This window comes from Pseudoalteromonas tetraodonis (genome assembly GCF_002310835.1).
GTDB classification, from domain to species: Bacteria; Pseudomonadota; Gammaproteobacteria; order Enterobacterales; family Alteromonadaceae; genus Pseudoalteromonas; species Pseudoalteromonas tetraodonis.
Window position 1 is genome coordinate 1,271,494 of the sequence record NZ_CP011041.1, and the last position, 17,663, is coordinate 1,289,156.

Below are 17,663 nucleotides of genomic sequence, written 5' to 3' on the forward strand. Positions count from 1 at the left end.
GTGAAAAAGTGAGGTGGTGGGCTACTCGTCAAACCACTCCGAAAGATAGTGTGGTGAGTAGAAATATGTTGTAAGCAAACGTGCTTTTTTAAACATAATTCTCATTCCAAAAGGTTTTTGACAAAGCCAGCAAAGGGGTGCTAGCTTACTCGCGTTTTAAAGTTCCTTTTTTTTATAGCAAGTGAGAGACGCTCTCGCAAGTTATTTCTTATAATTTTTTACATGAGTATAACATAATGGAACGAATATATTTACCAAACAAACGGTTAGCTAAATCGCGCATAATAACGGCTCTTTTTTCGTTTTTTATTGCTTTTTCGCTGCAGTTAAGCGCAAAAGAATCTGAACAAACGTTAGTATTAGTCGGCGGTGCACTCACAACGTGTGCTAGTTTAAGCCCTAAAAATTGTGAAAAAAACACACAAATTCCGGGTAAAATACATAATGTATTTACGCTCTCCCACGCTAAAATTAGTCAAATAAAGCAACAATGGCCAAGTAAAAATACGCAAGCTAAAAACAAAACTATTAAAAATTTAGCAACAATGCAGGCTAAATCATCACCCACATTGTCAAAAAAAGAGCTGTTATGGTTATGGCGCGATATTGATAGTAAACAGCTCAATAGTTTAACGGATCAAGAATACAATTTTGTAATAGATATGCTTGAAGTAGCGCAGCTGCAGGGCGACAATACGCGACTAAAAGAGCAGGTCAATACCGCGCTTAATAGCGAATCCGCCGCGACAGATATTTTGCAATTTATATCGGGCAGTTTAAAAGTAAAAAGTACTAACCCGAGCATACTAGCCATTACCGCCTCAAGCAGAGACCCTTATGAATCTGCTGATTTTTACGAAGGATTACTTCGTTTTCCCAATATAAATTCACAATGGCTTGCATTAACTCCTGCGCTTGCTAAAGCAATAACTACCAATAAATGTGATGATTTAAACACGCTTAGGCACTCTGAAATGGGGCTATATCAACGTGAACATATTTACCCTGATCGCACTCAAGCAGAATATTTGCTGTGTAAAAACGGCACAGGCGCTTTAGTGCAGCTAATCAAAAATAGTACCGGTGTTATGTTTAATGGCGGCGATCAAAGCTTAACGCGCAAGGTATTGTTTGATGAAAATAATCAGCCATATCCATGGACAAAAGCGTTACAGTCTCGCCCTGTTGTTGTAGGTACAAGTGCAGGCACCGCAGTGCAAAGTGGCGGGCAAGCGCACGGTGGTAATGTGGTTATGATCACTAATGGCACAAGTTTATCGGCATTGAAAGAAGGCGCGCAAGCCATTGATGCGCCCAGTGAGCGCTCAAACAGCGATAGTTTAACTTACAACCGCTTTGGGGGTTTAGGCACATTTAGTTACGGTGTACTCGATACACACTTTAGCGAGCGAAACCGTACATTAAGACTAGGCACTTTGCTCGACAGCTTTGGTGCAAATCAAGCTCAACCCGCATTTGGTTTTGGTGTAGACGAAACCACCGCCTTAGTGGTTATTAAATCTGAATCAGGGAATTTAATGACCGTAATTGGTAAAAATGGTGTGGTGATGGTTAAATCAACAGGGCAGGCTCAGGCTGAAACTAAAACCTACAGTTACTCGTACTGGCCTGCTGGCAGTGTGATTGATATTAAAAATAATGATTTTACCTTAAGTCAGCGCAGTATTAGCCAAGCATTGCCAGCAATTAAAATACCGCCTTTGCCGGTTCAGCGTTTCGGCAATATTTTAACGGATGCCAAATTGCGCTCTTTAACGCAAGCCATGTGCTTGAGCCAAGAACAAACAGCTGTTGGTCAGCAAGATGCGTTTATTATTAGTCTATCAACTAAGCCTGAGTCGGCTTATCACCGTATTAGTGCTGAGCAGTATGGCTGTGCGGTGAGTAATTTAGAAATTTCAGTGAGTACCTTTTAATTTAATTAAACACGCTGCTTAGTTGATTTTAGATTAAGCGGCCATACTATACTTAAAGCGTGTTATTAAATCACAACAAAAGGAAGGTTCATGAGTAAAGTAGCGGTTATTTATTTTTCTGGATATGGCCATACCAAAAAAGTGGCGGAATTTGTGGCTGATGGAGCAAACGCTCAGCTTATTGCAATCGATGAAAATGGTGATATTAAAGACACCGATTGGGATGCATTAAACAATGCAGACGCCATTATTTTTGGTGCACCTACCTATATGGGCTCATACCCTTGGCAGTTTAAAAAGTTTGTCGATGCCACCTCTAAAGTGTGGTTTACCATGGGTTGGAAAGATAAAGTGTTTGGCGGTTTTACTAATAGCGGCAGCCTAAATGGCGACAAACAAGTCACCCTAATTAGTATGCAAACGTTAGCTTCACAGCATGGTGGACTTTGGGTAAGCCTAGGGTTACCACCCGCCAATAAATTGGAATCAACCCGTCAAGACATCAATAACTTAGGCGGTTCGGTTGGCGTATTAGTACAATCACCTACTGATGCTGACGAAACGGCTATTCCATCAGGCGATTTAGAAACGGCTCGTTTATACGGTGAGCGCGTTGCTGAAATAGCAAAACGATTAAAGTAAAAATGACCTAAATTAAGTTTATTTAATCCGTAAAGCCACACTTAATTAGTGTGGCTTTTTAGTTTGATAGCCCCAGTTCTTGCTTATGCTCAAGTTGATATAAGCTTGAATATTCACGTTTATGCACTTCAAATAAATACGCTCTCAGTTGCTCTTTACCATGGTGAATATGCTTTATTTTAGCTGCTATGCCACACTCACTGTGCCTAACGGGTTCTATGTCTAATGATATAGCCGCTTCATTGGGTAAAATAAATTGCATATTTTGTAACTCATCAAGTTCACTGTTTATTGATGTGGGTTTTAAAAATATTCCTGTGCTTGAGATAGATTCAATGCAAAAACCTTGGCTTTGAATATTTAATTCACTTAATCGCCAGCTACGTTGAGTGCCTTTAGTATCAATCACTTCTGGGGCTGCTAACACAGTACTGAAATGGCCTAATTCATCAGTTTTAAATTGAAGTGGAAACCACAGTTGGTAATGAGCTACTTCTGCTAATAGGGTTAATTTAGCCTGACCAAGTAAATGCGCAATACCATCTGGTATTGATGTTTGTACTGTTAGTTTTGTTTCATTAATTAATGCTGTACTTTGACTAGGTTCAAACAACCCAGATAAAAAGTTAATTTCTTCGTCAGACAAATCCATGTATTTTCCTTAATACGTAAATCGTAGATTCTATTCCTTACAAGGTTACTGCCCAATGAATGACCAGTTTATTATTTTGTAAGATTTGGCCTGTACGGCTTTATTTTTATACAATTTATAATCTCAGCTTTCCTGGCTGGATTTATAAGCAATTGATTTAAATTAATTATATTTTCTTTTAAGCTTGTTTAGTTAAATCACTGAATAAATCTTTTGGTATTCTAACCCCAATAACAGCAATAAGTTAAGTAATAAAGTGTACAAAATTAAAGCGCTCTGCAACGTTTTTATACCAACTATGCGTAAATGAGACTTAGGTCTAGCTTACGAAGCATAAGGAAATACTTAGAATAGCGCCCAAATAATAATGGGGTTTAAGGGGTTCCAAATGCAATTAGAACGAATTCGTCGTAGTGACTTACACAACAAAGTGATGTCTGCAGAGCAGGCCAGTTTATTTATTAAAGACGGCATGACCGTGGGCATGAGTGGCTTTACTCGTGCTGGTGAAGCGAAAGCTGTACCACGTGCACTTGCCGAGCGTGTACGTGAAAACCCAATGAAAATTAACCTAATGACGGGCGCGTCATTAGGTAACGACTTAGATAAGCTACTTACTGAATCAGGTGCGTTAGCGCGTCGTATGCCATTTCAGGTAGACAGCACATTACGTAAAGCAATTAACAACGGTGAGGTCATGTTTATTGACCAGCATTTATCAGAAACTGTTGAACAGTTACGTAATCATCAGTTAACTATGCCAGATGTAGCGGTCATTGAAGCCGTAGCTATTACAGAAGAAGGCCACATAGTACCTACAACGTCAGTGGGGAACTCAGCAAGCTTTGCTATTTTTGCTAAAGAAGTAATTGTAGAAATTAACATGTTACATCAGCCAGAGCTTGAAGGGCTGCACGACATATACATTCCATCGTACCGTCCAACGCGCACTCCAGTGCCGCTAGTGAAAGTAGATGACCGTATCGGTAGTGCTGCTATTCCAATCGATCCGGCTAAAATTGTGGGTATTGTATTTACTAATCAAAGTGACTCATTTTCAACAGTAACCGACCCAGATGCCGATACCGCCTCTATTGCACGCCATTTAGTTAACTTTTTTAAAGAAGAAGTAGCACAACAGCGCATGCCTGCAAACTTAGGCCCATTACAAGCGGGTATTGGTAACATAGCCAATGCAGTCATGATGGGTTTATTAGACTCAGATTTTAAAGACCTCACTATGTACTCAGAGGTACTACAAGATTCTACCTTTGACTTAATTGATGCGGGTAAACTTAATTTTGCCTCTGGGTGTTCAATTATTTTATCAGAGCGTTGTAACGCACAAGTATTTAATAACCTTGAAAAGTACCGCGATAAGCTAGTACTTCGCCCACAAGAAATGTCGAATCACCCTGAAATTGTGCGTCGTTTAGGTATTATTGCAATTAACACGGCACTTGAGTTTGATATATATGGCAACGTTAACTCAACTCATGTGTGTGGTACTAAAATGATGAACGGTATTGGTGGTTCAGGCGACTTTGCACGTAATGCGCATGTATCGGTGTTTGTAACTAAATCAATTGCTAAAGGCGGCGCTATTTCAAGCGTGGTACCTATGGTAAGCCACGTCGATCATACCGAGCACGATGTTGATATTTTAGTGACCGAGCAAGGCCTTGCTGATTTACGTGGATTAGCGCCACGCGAACGGGCTGTTGAAGTAATTAAACACTGTGTACACCCAGATTATCGCAACGCTATGCTTGATTACTACGAGCGTGCTTGTGTACGTGGCGGCCATACGCCCCACCTTTTAGAAGAAGCGTTTAGCTGGCATACCCGCCTTGAACAACAAGGCACAATGAAGCAAAGCTAATACTTAAAACCCCGCATTTGCGGGGTTTTTACAAATACTTTTAATTTTGCTTTACAGAATGTTGTTATGACTTTGCCTATAAGGTGGTTTAAGTTTTTACTATGTGCTGTAAAATAACCGCATATTATTGACAGACTCGCTATGGCGAGCAACACATAGAGCAACCACAATGGAAAACAAACTAACTGCAATCTACACCCTCGCTGAACTTGAAAGCTTTTTACTGCAAGTTGAAAACGGCGGCTTAGGTTTAACCGGCGTAGCAGGCGTGGGCATGGCAACTAACAATGCTGACGGCAGCCGTTTTGTTGCGGTGTTTGATGACAAGCAACAACTTTTATTAGCACGCGAAATTACCGAAGAGATTTTTCAAAGCGGCCAAGACATGGTGCGCAACGGCGTAGGGCGTAAGCATTAATTCCTTGCTACTAATCTAAAAAGCGCCAAATGGCGCTTTTTTTGTGGTTTATTTTAAACAGTTGTTAAATATAAAATAAATTTATACTAACGGTGCTCTTTGTAATGGTTTTACTATATAGAAACAAATAATCGATAAGGTGAGATTATGATGATTCAACCGTTATTAGGTGTTAGTTAGTATGGACTTTATTGCTACCGCATTTTTCTTTTTAGTTCTTCTAATCGCTTTATCTATTGTTTGGAGCACGCTAAAAACGGGAATTTCACCGATGATGAGCTCAAGCAAAGCGCGACAAGCTATGCTTAATGCAATAAGCATGGATGAAAAAGGCGCATTAATTGATTTAGGTTCAGGTTGGGGAACGCTCGTTATAGCGGTTGCCAAAAAGCATCCTAATAAACAGGTTATTGGCTATGAGTTATCGTGGTTTCCCTGGTTAATTTCAATGCTTTTTAAATATAGTTTAGGTTTAGATAACCTTACCCTCTATCGTAAAGACTTTAAAAATGCCGATTTTAGTACAGTGTCTACTCTGGTGTGTTACTTGTTTCCAGGTGGTATGGTAGCGCTTGAAGAAAAGTTAAAACATGACGTAGTTAATAATAAAATCACTATTGTGAGTAACACCTTCGCTTTGCCATCATACAAACCAACTAACGTTATCAAGCTTAAAGATTTTTACCAAACACCGATTTATGTGTATCACTGGCAACCCAAATAGATGAGTATTATTTAGGGTCAGTGCTTAGTTGATGTCATATTTTTTATCCATAAGTTCATCTTCTCTGCAGACATTGGTTTGGCAATATAATAACCTTGCCCATGATAGCAACCCATGCCTATAAGTACTTTTTCGAGCTCTTGTGACTCTATCCCCTCTGCAACTAGGTTATACCCAAATGCTTTACTTAGCGCCACGATACACGTAACGATGGACTTGTCTTCATGGTCTGATAGGAGCTTTTTAACAAAGCTTTGATCTATTTTTAATGTATCTAAAGGTAATTTTTTTAAGTAACTCAACGAAGCATAACCTGTACCAAAGTCGTCTAGCGCAATACTTACCCCTAAATCGCGGCAGCCATTGAGAACGTCGACTGCTTGGTCAACGTTTCCAATTGTAGTGCTCTCTAAAATTTCCAATTCGAGGGTTTTTGGTTTTATATTATTAGTGCTGATGAGTAACTCTCTGAGGTTTTCAACAAAGCCCTCACTAAGTAAATGAGCTGGAGAGATGTTTACACTCATAGAAAGATGATTTCTTGTCCAAATTTTATGCTGTTTTAAGGCCTCAGCAAGTACCCATTCACCAATTAAAATACCAATGTGTGGATGCTCTAATGCCTCTGAAAAGTGACCAGGATAAAGTAAACCCAAAGTAGGGTGATTCCAGCGTATTAAGGCTTCAACGCCAATCAACTGGTGATCCATCAAATTTACCTTTGGTTGATAATGTAAAATAAACTCTTTGCGAGCAATGCCTTTTTCAGCAGCCAATAATAAATCATGTTTTGCATGCCTTAGGCTTTCTTCTTCTGGATCAAAAAACAGAATTCGGTTTGTTCCTGATCTTTTTGCTTGGTACATTGTTTGATCGGCTCTGCGTAAAATGTCATCACAAGTTAAGCCATCATCACTGGGAAGTGCAACGCCGATGCTGACTGAAATTTGAACGGAGCACGAAAACTCTGCTAATTTTATTGGGTCGTTTACCTCAATCAGCACCTCTTGTAACAGAGTCTCATATTCTTGTATCGTGTGCGCAGCCCCTCTTAATAAAAAGATAAACTCATCTCCGCCAATACGCGCGAGTGTATCTTCTTTGCGTAATGTGCTTTTTAGTCTTTGGGCAATAGTTTTCAAAACGAAGTCACCGGTTTCGTGACCGTATTTGTCATTAATGGGTTTAAAATTATCTAAATCTAAATAGGCAACGGCGAGCTTTTGCTCAGATGTAATGGCCTGTTGGAGTTGATCAATTAAAATAGGGCGGCTTGCTAAGCCTGTTAGGCTATCGTAGTGTGCCATGTCATGAAGTTTTTTTTCTAAGTTTGCGCGTTGAATTGAGCTAGATATAGAGTGTATCAACTGATCGCTTTTTAATTGATTTTTAAGTAAATAATCGCTTGCTCCTAGCCGCATAGCTTCTGCTGCTATTTTTTCATCTCCTAAGCCCGTGATCATAATCACAGCACAGTGGTTATTTTCAGTCTTTCTAATATTATTTAGCAGGGTAAGCCCCGATCCGATACCTAATCGGTAATCAACTATGACACAATCAAACTCACCATGTTCAAGGTAAGACATCGAACTTTCAATAGAGGATGCCTCTGAAATTTTCGCCTGTATATTTGAGCGAGATATCATACGACGTATTTGTTCTCTATCAACCGCATCGTCATCAACAATGAGTAGGTTAATACTGTCGCAGGTTTCAAAATTATCTATTGAAGTTATCATATCCATATCTCTTGCAAAATGGCTTATTCAAGCTCAACGGCATGTATATAAGCATCCATAAGTGTCGCTAATTTGGCAAACTGCGGGCCAATTGCATGTTTAACCATGTAACCTGCTACGTTGTTATGGTACGCGCGAGTACGATCGTTATCCTCATTGGAGGTCGTGAGTATAAATACAACGGTATCGTTTAATTTTTTATCTTTACGAATATGCTCTAAAAATTCAAACCCATTCATCACTGGCATATTCAGGTCTAACAATACTAAGTAGGGCTCTGATATTACTTTTTGTTGTGCTTTTTCTCGTAACGCATCTAACGCAAGTTTTCCATTTTGTTTCCAAATTATTTTAATTTTAGGATCCACTTTTTTTAGGCTTCTTGTTACGGCTTCCGCGGCAACATCATCGTCTTCAACAAGCAGTATAGATAGATTTTTGATCATAAATTCTCTTTCCTTGCAAAGCGCGGCCACCAAACATGAAATGTAGACCCTTTTTGCGGTTCATTTGAGCTAACGGAAATGCGCCCACCATGAGCTTGTGCCAGACGCCGACTAATAGACAGCCCAATACCTGAGCCTGACTTATCGTCAGAGGTTGTTTGAAATAAACTAAAAATACGTTCGTAAGCTTCTGGTGGTATACCGGGGCCATCATCAGTCACAGTGATATGGCAAAGCGTATTTTCTGCTACACAACGAATCTCTATAGTTCCCTCTTTACTGTCGTGATGTTTAATGGCGTTACTTAATAAATTGCGGACAACGGTTTCAAGTGGCGTCCATGCAGTGACGATAGTATCTAATTGAACGTCTTTATGAAGCTTCATTCCAGCAGGTAAATCTAATAGTTCGGTAACGTTAGAGATTAATTTATGCATATCGATTACTTGAGTATCTAGGGTAGCTTTGCCAGCTCTTGCATAGGCCAATAAATTATCAATTAACGTCTCCATTTTATGAATACGATCATCAATACGCGTTAAGTTGTACTCTACTTCAGGCGTGGTAGTGCCTAAATCTTCTTTTATCCATTCAATTAAGTTTGAAATGCCACGCAATGGAGAGCGTAAATCATGAGAGGCCACATAGGTAAACTCTTTCAGGCTAGTGTTATTTTCTCTTAGCTCAGTTTCCATTTGTTTTCGTTCTGTTATATCTAACAACGAGACAAACACCATGTCTTCATCATTGGTGTTTATAAAAGGACTCAAGCCTACTTCAACCGGGAATTCTTTACCGTCTTTGTGTAACGCGGTTAAATCTCTACCTACTCCCATACTTCTTACACTGGGTTCACGGTGAAATGAATGACGAAGTGCTGAGTGATGCCCTTGGTAGCGCTGCGGTAATAACATTTCCATTTTTTTATCGAGTAGCTCTATTTCACTGTAACCAAAAGATTTACATAACGATTGATTAACCGCTTGAATAATGCCCGCTTGGTCAACTATTAACACACCATGTGGTGCAGCTTGAATAGATCGTTGAAACATATTATTAGCGCGCAGCCTTTGCGATATATCAACCAGTGTGGCTAAAACTAATTCTTGTTGTCCTTGTATTGGGTTTAAACCTATTTCAATTGGGATTTGCTTACCACTTTTTTGACTCGCAAATAACTCACGGCCTTCACCCATTAAGCGTTTTCGAGGGTTAGCAAAAAACTGACTCATCAAGTGGGTATGATTGGCTTTAAATTGAGCTGGAAGTAAATTATCTATGTTCATCCCTATGAGTTCTGAATCCTCATAGCCCAGTATTTCAGACAGTTGATTATTGGCAAAAAGGATCTGAGCATCAGTATTAACTACCATTGCCCCCATGGGTAAACAATTAACTAGTTGAGTTAAAAATGCTTCATCCATATTTACAGTTAAACTTGGTGAGTTAGATTTTTTATTTACTTTTTTAAGGTCCATCAAGCATCCCGCAAGTAAATTTAGTTCCCATAATATAGTAATAGTCGAACAAGTAATGAACAGCAAATCTAGCGAAAGATCATGTTATATAAATGCCCATTTTAATAGTTTCTTCTTATATTTTAGCGAGTCATTATGGTTAAAAAAGGCACATTGATTTAGGATCGGGTTGGGGTATGTTGGTTTTAGTGCGTATTAAATATAGTTTGGGTTTAAATAACCTTACTCTTTATCGCAAAGACTTCAAAAATGCTTATCACAGTACTGCGTCTACTCAGGTGTGTTACTTGTTTCCTGTTGGTATGCTAGCGTTTGAAGATAGACTCAAATATGATGTAGCTAACAAAATGACCATGGTGAGTAATACCTTCGCTTTGCCATTACATAAACCAACTAAAGTGATCAAACTTAAATATTTCTACCAAACGCCTATTTATGTGTGGCACTCGCTACCAAAGTAAACTTTGCCTGAAGTCTTAACACAAACGGCAGCAGCTTTGTCGCGATTTTTAATTGCGATACTTATTGGTGCAATAAGCTAATACTGCTTGAAGCTGATAAACTTTATCTCAATGCTCATAATAAAACTATAGAATTAACAAAAGAGCTTGAGAAAAATAGAAATGCATACCGAAAGCTTGTATTCGATAATGAATCACTTAATGGAAAGATGGATTTAATTAAATCTGAAACATGTAAGCTTAATAACGTATTTAAGCTTAATACACTAAGCAATATAACTACACCAACAAAGAATGAATTGATACTAGCAATACAAAGCTTAAGAAATATTGACAAAATATTGAAAGAGTAGTTTATTTGAATAGTTTGTAACCCGCACCCTGCGGGGAGGGCTATGCGTGTAAGAAAGCTCCAAAATGAAACTTCTTCTCAAACGCTTTCTAACTCCCGCCGGTATCTATGGAACATTCGGTGAGCTGTATGTATAACATACGTTATTTTGTTACACCGTTGAGCTTGAGTTGAAGAAAACCATAGGGGTAAATCTTGACTTCAGACATTACGGCTATTTAGCATCTACTCATAGCTGCATATCAATGACCTCAAACCAATACATCAATAATTAAAGCAGTTACGTGCTTCTTTATTATTTGAAAAGTATTTAACTGTGGGGTCACATAATCTCAATATCTTTGAAATCATAAAAAGCAGGAAAACAGTCAATAAATTGGTTGGTGCGATAAATGTGCGATATTTTTTATTATTAAATTAGCTAGTACGAAAGTAAAATGGTTTTTATTGGATGAAACTGAATTCTGAAGAGTTTTAAATGGTCGGTATGGAGAGATTCGAACTCTCGACCCCTGCCACCCCATGACAGTGCGCTACCAAGCTGCGCCACATACCGACTTCGACTGCAATAGTACGTGTATTTTTAAAAAAATCAATAAGCATTTGTTTGTTTGGATGTTTATTGCGCAAGCGTTTAATATTAAGCGCTTGCGCCAGAAGTTTTACACGGCTTTACTCTTTATTTAACCACTGGTTGATCGTGTTATACATTTCATCTCGTAGTATTGGTTGCGCAGTTTTGTTAGGGTGTAAGTTATCGTTTTGCATTAGCTCGCTTTTGCCTGCTACTTTAAGTACAAAAAACGGCATTAAATACGAGCCTGTGGCTTTGCTAACACTGGCAAAGCTATCGGTGAACATTTTACTGTAACGTGGGCCATAGTTAGGTGGAATATAAATTTCCATTAGCGCGGTTTGTGCATCTATTGCTTGGCTTTTTTCAATTAGAGCGGTCAAGTTGTCTTGCATTTTAGTAATTGGGAAACCGCGTAGACCGTCATTAGCGCCAAGCTCTATGAGCACATGAGTTGGTTGATATTGCTCAAGCAATGCATCAAGTCTGCGCAGGGCGCCACCAGTGGTTTCACCGCTAATACTGGCATTAACTAAATTGAGATTACGTTGCTCGGCATCGTATTTATCTTGTAACAATTGCACCCAGCCTTGTTCTTGTTTTAAGCCATAGGCTGCGCTTAAACTGTCACCAAGTATTAAAATCGTGTTGTTAGCTGCCACAGTAAGCGGGTTAATAACTAAAAATAAAATAAATACAAAACGTAGGATTGAATGAGTCATATGTCAGCGCTTTCTCAATTAAATATAATTCAAGTAAATGGTTTGTCTAAAGTTGTATCTACCCTTGAAGGTGAGTTGTCCATCCTCAGCGACATCAGCTTTAATGTCAAGCACGGTGAGTCTGTTGCTGTTGTTGGCACGTCGGGCTCAGGTAAATCCACTTTATTAAGTTTATTAGCAGGGCTTGATACGGCAAGCAGCGGTGAAGTAATGTTAGATGGGGAGCCGCTGCACGAATTAGACGAAGAAGCGCGGGCCGCACTCAGAGCTGCAAAAGTTGGCTTTGTGTTTCAGTCTTTTATGTTGGTACAAAGTTTAACTGCACTTGAAAACGTGATGCTACCGGCAGAGCTTGCAGGTAAAGAAGACGCCAAAGAACAAGCGCTCGCTTTGCTTGAAAAAGTAGGCTTAAGCCATCGGGTTGATCATTACCCGTCGCAGTTATCTGGTGGTGAGCAACAACGTGTTGCGATTGCCCGTGCATTTGTGGGTTCACCAAAAATATTGTTTGCCGATGAGCCATCAGCTAACTTAGATAGCAAAAATGGCCATATGATTGAGTCGTTATTATTTGATTTAAATAAGCAAAACGGTACAACCCTCATTTTAGTCACTCACGATGAAGCCTTAGCACAAAAATGTGAACGCATTATTCAAATAGAGGCGGGGGAGCTGGTACAAAATTCAACAGAGGAAATGGCAAATGTGGGCTAAATTAGCGCTTAAATTATTTTCTCGTGAGTTTCGCCGCGGTGAACTAACCGTAATAAGTGCTGCCATTGCTTTAGCGGTATTAACCGTGCTTACTTTATCTATGGTAACTGAGCGAATTGCACAAAGTATTGCACAAAAAAGCAGTGCATTTATAGCAGCAGATCGTGTTCTTGCCAGCAATCACGCCATAGATACCGCCTTTATAACCAAAGCAGAACAACAAAACTTACAAACTGCACAAATGGTGTACTTTGACACTATGCTGTTTGCAAACGATCAAATGCAGTTTAGCTCGGTAAAGGCTGCATCAAACAGTTACCCGCTTAAAGGCCAATTGAAAGTTAAGTCGGGTTTGAATGCTCAAACTGAGGTTGCCCCCGGTGCGCCAAGCCCTGGTAACGTATGGTTAAGTGAGTCAGTTTTTTATAGCTTAAACATAAACGTAGGCGACCAAGTTGAATTAGGTGCCGCGTTATTTAACGTTGAAAAGGTGATTGTAGAAGAACCCGACGCGCCATTTAATGTGTTCTCTAGTAGCCGTAGGGTGCTCATAAACATAGATGATGTGGCAAAAACCGAAGTAATACAGCCAGGCAGTCGTGTATTTTACCGCCAGTTATATGCAGGTGATGAAAACGACATCAATAGTTTTTACGATTGGTTAAAGCCGCAACTCAAAGAAAACCAAAACTGGTATGGTGTAAAAGACCGCCAGTCTCCTATTTCAAATAGCTTAAACAGAGCCGAAAGCTTTTTATTGTTAGCAGGTTTGCTGGGCATTATATTAGCCGCGGTTGCTATTGCAGTATCGGCTAAGCGCTATTGTGAGCGCCAATATGACCCAGTCGCAATGATGAAAACCTTAGGTGGCAGCCGCGATATGATCCGCAAAATTTACCTTATGCACTTATTAATGGTGTGTACCATGGCGGTAGTCGTTGGCCTTGCTATTGGTTACGGTTTACAAGAAGTTGCAACTGGTTACCTTGCAAAAAGCATGGGAACCGAACTGCCCATGGCAGGGTTTAAACCGTGGTTAGTGGCTATTAGCACCGGGGTTATTTGTGCGGTTATGTTTTCTATTAAGCCATTGTTAGATTTATTTGATATTCCACCACTTAGAGTGCTTCGCCGTAATTTAGGCGACCGCCTTGCGGTAAGTAAAATCCATTTAGGGCTTAGCGCCTTAACGGTATTTTTATTAATGTGGTTATTTAGTAACAATATTAAAATTACCCTTATTTTATTTGCCTCAACGCTTGCGCTTATTTTAGTGTTGTTTTTAATTTCTAAATTAATATTTGGCGGGGGCCGAAAGCTTGGCTTAAAGCCAGGTAACAGCTGGTCGTTGGCTATTGCGTCTATTCAAAAGCGCGCCAACGTTAATGCGGTGCAGCTAATTAGTTTTTCGCTAGCGATTAAATTACTGTTGTTTTTAATTTTGCTAAAAAACGACATTATTTCGGATTGGCAGTCTCAGTTACCAAGCGATGCACCTAATGCCTTTTTGGTTAATATTACGCAAAATGAGCTGGACCCGGTAAATGAATACTTAGCGCAAAAAGGCATTCAAGTGTCGGAGTTTTACCCAACGATTCGTGGCCGCGTGAATGCAGTAAATGGCGAAGCAGTAGCACGTGAAGTGTCATTGCAAGACAACGAGAAAAAAGACGAAGAAGCCCGCTCAGGCATTGGCCGCGAGCTTAACTTAACTTGGCTTAACGAAGTCCCCTCACAAAATGACATTATAGATGGCCAGTGGTTTGGCGATGACGCAGTAGCTGAGGCCTCACTTGAAGAGTCGATGATGAAGCGCCTTGATGTGAAAATGGGCGATACCCTCACGTTTTTAATTGGTGCGCAGTCGTTCGACGCTAAAATTACCAGTGTACGTAAAGTTAATTGGGCCACGCTTAAACCTAACTTTTTCATTATTTTAAGCCCTGATGTGTTGAGCAGCTTTCCGGCCACGTATATTTCATCAGTACGTATTGAGCCTGAGCAAAAGCGCGACTTTAGCCAGCTATTGCGAGCATACCCTACTATTACAGCGATTGATGTAGACAACTTTGTTAAACAAATTCAATCGACTATTGAGCAAGTGTCGTTAGCTATTGGCTTTGTACTGGCTATTGTGGTGTTGTGTGGCGCGTTGGTACTTATATCGCAGGTGCAAGCAAGCTTAGGTGAGCGCATGCAAGAAATTGTAATATTGCGTACGTTAGGCGCTAAAAGCCGATTAATAAAGAATGCCACCTTGTATGAGTTTTTATTACTGGGCGGTTTAGCCGGACTGGTGGCTGCATTTTTCAGTGATATAGCACTGTTAATAGTACAGCAGCAAATGTTTGATTTGGCAGGTAAGCTGCATCCTAATATTTGGGTTATTGGCCCCGTTGCTGGTGGCGTGTTTGTAGCAGGGTTAGGCTATTTTATGATTGCCCGTACGCTTAAACAAAATACTCAAAGCTTAGTGCGCGCTTTAGCGTAAACTTTGCGGCCAAATAGCGTTTAAATGCCTACTTTTTAAGTAGGCATTTTTGTTTTTGCTTTGTACTGGTAATTTATACAGTGCTCTGGCATTATTAGCACTATTAATAAATAACAATAATGAGAGTGCTGTTTGGCCATAATTTTAGGGATCGATCCGGGCTCGCGTTTAACGGGTTACGGTGTGGTTGCGCATCAAGGTGCCAAGTTTACATACTTAGGCAGTGGCTGTATTAAATTAGCCGATCATGACTTTCCCACCCGACTTAAAATGATTTACCAGGGCATTACGCAACTTATAGAGCAATTTTCGCCTGAAACATTTGCTATAGAAAAAGTATTTATGGCGCATAACCCTGATTCTGCTTTAAAGCTAGGTCAAGCCCGTGGTGCTGCGATTGTCGGTGCCTCTATGGCCGACTTACCGGTTTTTGAATACTCAGCACGGCAAATAAAGCAAGCCGTTGTGGGTAACGGTGGGGCAGATAAATCGCAAGTTCAACATATGGTTAAAAACATACTTAAACTGCCAGGTACGCCGCAAGCCGATGCGGCGGATGCGCTTGCAATTGCAATTTGCCATGCCCACTCTGAACAAAATTTAATAAAACTAGCGGGTAGCGCAAGCAAAACCGTTAGAGGACGTCTAAGGAAATAACAATGATAGGTCGCTTAAACGGCGTGTTAGTTGAAAAACAGCCCCCAGAAATACTATTAGAAGTGAGCGGCGTTGGCTACGAAGTACAAATGCCAATGACCTGTTTTTACGATTTGCCTAAAGTAGGCGACAACGCCATTGTGTACACTCATTTTGTAGTACGCGAAGACGCACAGTTATTGTTTGGCTTTAATAATAAAACCGAACGTGCGTTATTTAGAGAGCTGTTAAAAGCCAATGGAGTAGGGCCTAAATTAGGCTTAGCCATTTTGTCGGGCATGTCGGCGCAGCAGTTTGTAAGTTGTGTAAATAATGAAGATGCCACTGCCTTGGTTAAATTGCCAGGGGTGGGCAAAAAGACCGCAGAGCGCTTAGTGCTCGAAATGAAAGACAGATTAAAAAATTGGGGTAATGACTTATTTACCCCATTTAGCGATAGCGCCGTAATAGAGCCTGCGAGCGATGCAACTATAGCCAATAATGCGGCCGATGATGCGGTTTCGGCGTTAGTGGCGCTCGGTTATAAATTGCCACAAGCGCAAAAAGCAGTAAAATCAGTAAGCAAACCCGATATGTCGACTGAGGTTCTAATTAAAGAATCTTTGAAATCAATGCTGTGAGTAAATTATGATCGAAGCTGATCGCTTAATAGATGCTGCTGAAAAAACCAACGAAGACACCATAGACCGTGCTATTAGGCCTAAGTTATTGGCCGACTATCGTGGTCAGCCGCATGTTAAGCAACAAATGGAAATATTTATTGAAGCTGCGCGCAGTCGTAGCGAAGCGTTGGATCACTTATTGATATTTGGCCCACCAGGCTTAGGTAAAACCACGCTTGCTAATATTGTGGCGAACGAATTAAACGTAAATATTAAAACCACGTCTGGACCTGTGCTTGAAAAAGCGGGCGATTTAGCCGCATTGCTCACTAACCTTGAAGAGGGTGATGTACTGTTTATTGATGAAATTCACCGTTTGAGCCCGCAAGTTGAAGAAATACTCTACCCGGCAATGGAAGATTACCAGCTCGATATTATGATAGGTGAAGGCCCTGCAGCGCGTTCTATTAAGCTTGATTTACCCGCATTTACACTCATTGGTGCAACTACCCGTGCGGGATCATTAACTTCTCCACTGCGTGACCGTTTTGGTATTGTTCAGCGCTTAGAGTTTTACTCTGTGGAAGACTTATCGCATATTGTGGGGCGCTCAGCGCATTATCTTAGTTTAGAAATGTGTGACGATGGCGCGGCCGAAATAGCCAAACGTTCGCGCGGTACGCCACGTATTGCAAATCGTTTATTGCGCCGAGTGCGCGATTACACCCAAGTAAAGTCAGACGGTACGGTTAATGCTGAGGTGGCCCAACAAGCCCTCGACATGATTGACGTTGATAAAAGCGGTTTTGATTACATGGATCGTAAATATTTACTCGCCATCATCGAAAAGTTTATGGGTGGCCCTGTTGGCCTTGACAACTTAGCCGCGGCAATAGGCGAAGAGAAAGAAACCATAGAAGATGTGATTGAACCCTTTTTAATTCAACAAGGATTTATTCAGCGTACGCCGCGAGGGCGAATTGTCTCTGATAATGCGTACCACCATTTTGGCTTGTTACCTAAAAAAGATTAAATAACCAGAATAACTAGACTCTTTCTAAAGCCACTGTCATTTTAACGACAGTGGCTTTTTAGTATGAGCAAAAGCTAAATTTAGACGTATTTTACTTTGCCAATAATTCACTGAGCGTTAAGACATATCAGGCTATTGT

16 protein-coding genes and 1 tRNA gene are annotated in these 17,663 nt (G+C 40.3%); 11 read left to right on the forward strand and 6 right to left on the reverse strand.

Annotated features, from left to right (window positions below; genetic code table 11):
• Window positions 1-236 precede the first annotated feature (236 nt).
• Both PTET_RS05955 and PTET_RS05960 read left to right on the forward strand, forming a co-directional pair.
• A complete protein-coding gene (locus PTET_RS05955) occupies window positions 237-1,937 on the forward strand; it encodes a cyanophycinase (RefSeq protein ID WP_016899760.1) in 1,701 nt (566 codons plus the stop codon).
• Between the two features lie 90 nt (window positions 1,938-2,027).
• Window positions 2,028-2,579 carry a flavodoxin family protein gene (locus PTET_RS05960; protein ID WP_013464624.1) on the forward strand — a complete coding sequence of 184 codons (552 nt, stop codon included), beginning with the start codon at window positions 2,028-2,030 and terminating at the stop codon, window positions 2,577-2,579.
• 58 nt (window positions 2,580-2,637) lie between these two features.
• Here PTET_RS05960 and PTET_RS05965 read toward each other — a convergent pair whose 3' ends face one another.
• The gene (locus PTET_RS05965) at window positions 2,638-3,231 is read right to left on the reverse strand and encodes a hypothetical protein (protein WP_013464625.1); all 594 of its coding nucleotides are present in this window, start codon (window positions 3,229-3,231) and stop codon (window positions 2,638-2,640) included.
• 388 nt (window positions 3,232-3,619) lie between these two features.
• Between PTET_RS05965 and PTET_RS05970 the strand changes: the two genes are divergently transcribed.
• From PTET_RS05970 to PTET_RS05980, 3 genes are all read left to right on the forward strand, one after another.
• Window positions 3,620-5,113 carry an acetyl-CoA hydrolase/transferase family protein gene (locus PTET_RS05970; RefSeq protein ID WP_024601161.1) on the forward strand — a complete coding sequence of 498 codons (1,494 nt, stop codon included), beginning with the start codon at window positions 3,620-3,622 and terminating at the stop codon, window positions 5,111-5,113.
• Between the two features lie 169 nt (window positions 5,114-5,282).
• Entirely contained in the window at window positions 5,283-5,531 is a 249-nt protein-coding gene (locus tag PTET_RS05975) for a hypothetical protein (protein ID WP_096038318.1), read from the forward strand.
• Between the two features lie 181 nt (window positions 5,532-5,712).
• The gene (locus PTET_RS05980; RefSeq protein WP_013464627.1) at window positions 5,713-6,255 is read left to right on the forward strand and encodes a methyltransferase; all 543 of its coding nucleotides are present in this window, start codon (window positions 5,713-5,715) and stop codon (window positions 6,253-6,255) included.
• A 17-nt stretch (window positions 6,256-6,272) separates the two neighbouring features.
• On the opposite strand, the gene PTET_RS05985 is transcribed toward PTET_RS05980, so the two are convergent.
• Genes PTET_RS05985 through PTET_RS05995 form a run of 3 tightly spaced genes read right to left on the reverse strand, consistent with a single transcriptional unit; the run spans window position 6,273 to window position 9,918 of the window.
• Complete coding sequence (locus PTET_RS05985) at window positions 6,273-7,994, reverse strand: GGDEF domain-containing response regulator (RefSeq protein WP_235190276.1); 1,722 nt, start codon at window positions 7,992-7,994, stop codon at window positions 6,273-6,275.
• A 23-nt stretch (window positions 7,995-8,017) separates the two neighbouring features.
• On the reverse strand, window positions 8,018-8,440 hold the full coding sequence (locus PTET_RS05990) for a response regulator (RefSeq protein WP_013464629.1): 423 nt from the start codon (window positions 8,438-8,440) through the stop codon (window positions 8,018-8,020).
• Entirely contained in the window at window positions 8,437-9,918 is a 1,482-nt protein-coding gene (locus tag PTET_RS05995; RefSeq protein WP_013464630.1) for a PAS domain-containing sensor histidine kinase, read from the reverse strand. Before PTET_RS05995 ends, PTET_RS05990 begins: the two co-directional genes overlap by 4 nt.
• Window positions 9,919-10,094: 176 nt before the next feature.
• Between PTET_RS05995 and PTET_RS06000 the strand changes: the two genes are divergently transcribed.
• Entirely contained in the window at window positions 10,095-10,379 is a 285-nt protein-coding gene (locus tag PTET_RS06000; RefSeq protein WP_013464631.1) for a hypothetical protein, read from the forward strand.
• An 831-nt stretch (window positions 10,380-11,210) separates the two neighbouring features.
• On the opposite strand, the gene PTET_RS06005 is transcribed toward PTET_RS06000, so the two are convergent.
• Together PTET_RS06005 and PTET_RS06010 are read right to left on the reverse strand one after the other, a co-directional pair.
• Window positions 11,211-11,287: transfer RNA gene (locus PTET_RS06005), tRNA-Pro, on the reverse strand.
• Window positions 11,288-11,403: 116 nt separating this feature from the next.
• Window positions 11,404-12,027, reverse strand: coding sequence for an arylesterase (locus tag PTET_RS06010; RefSeq protein ID WP_013464633.1), 624 nt, complete (start codon window positions 12,025-12,027; stop codon window positions 11,404-11,406).
• Between PTET_RS06010 and PTET_RS06015 the strand changes: the two genes are divergently transcribed.
• From PTET_RS06015 to ruvB, 5 genes are all read left to right on the forward strand, one after another.
• Window positions 12,028-12,741, forward strand: a complete 714-nt coding sequence (locus PTET_RS06015) for an ABC transporter ATP-binding protein (protein WP_008114127.1) — start codon at window positions 12,028-12,030, stop codon at window positions 12,739-12,741. It abuts the gene before it with no gap.
• Entirely contained in the window at window positions 12,731-15,232 is a 2,502-nt protein-coding gene (locus PTET_RS06020) for an ABC transporter permease (protein ID WP_096038319.1), read from the forward strand. Before PTET_RS06015 ends, PTET_RS06020 begins: the two co-directional genes overlap by 11 nt.
• A 132-nt stretch (window positions 15,233-15,364) precedes the next feature.
• Window positions 15,365-15,889 (forward strand): crossover junction endodeoxyribonuclease RuvC, encoded by a 525-nt coding sequence (ruvC, locus tag PTET_RS06025; protein WP_008114131.1) that lies wholly within the window; start codon window positions 15,365-15,367, stop codon window positions 15,887-15,889.
• A 2-nt stretch (window positions 15,890-15,891) separates the two neighbouring features.
• The gene (ruvA, locus tag PTET_RS06030) at window positions 15,892-16,509 is read left to right on the forward strand and encodes a Holliday junction branch migration protein RuvA (RefSeq protein WP_008114133.1); all 618 of its coding nucleotides are present in this window, start codon (window positions 15,892-15,894) and stop codon (window positions 16,507-16,509) included.
• A 7-nt stretch (window positions 16,510-16,516) separates the two neighbouring features.
• Window positions 16,517-17,524 (forward strand): Holliday junction branch migration DNA helicase RuvB, encoded by a 1,008-nt coding sequence (gene ruvB, locus PTET_RS06035; protein ID WP_013464636.1) that lies wholly within the window; start codon window positions 16,517-16,519, stop codon window positions 17,522-17,524.
• Window positions 17,525-17,663 lie beyond the last annotated feature (139 nt).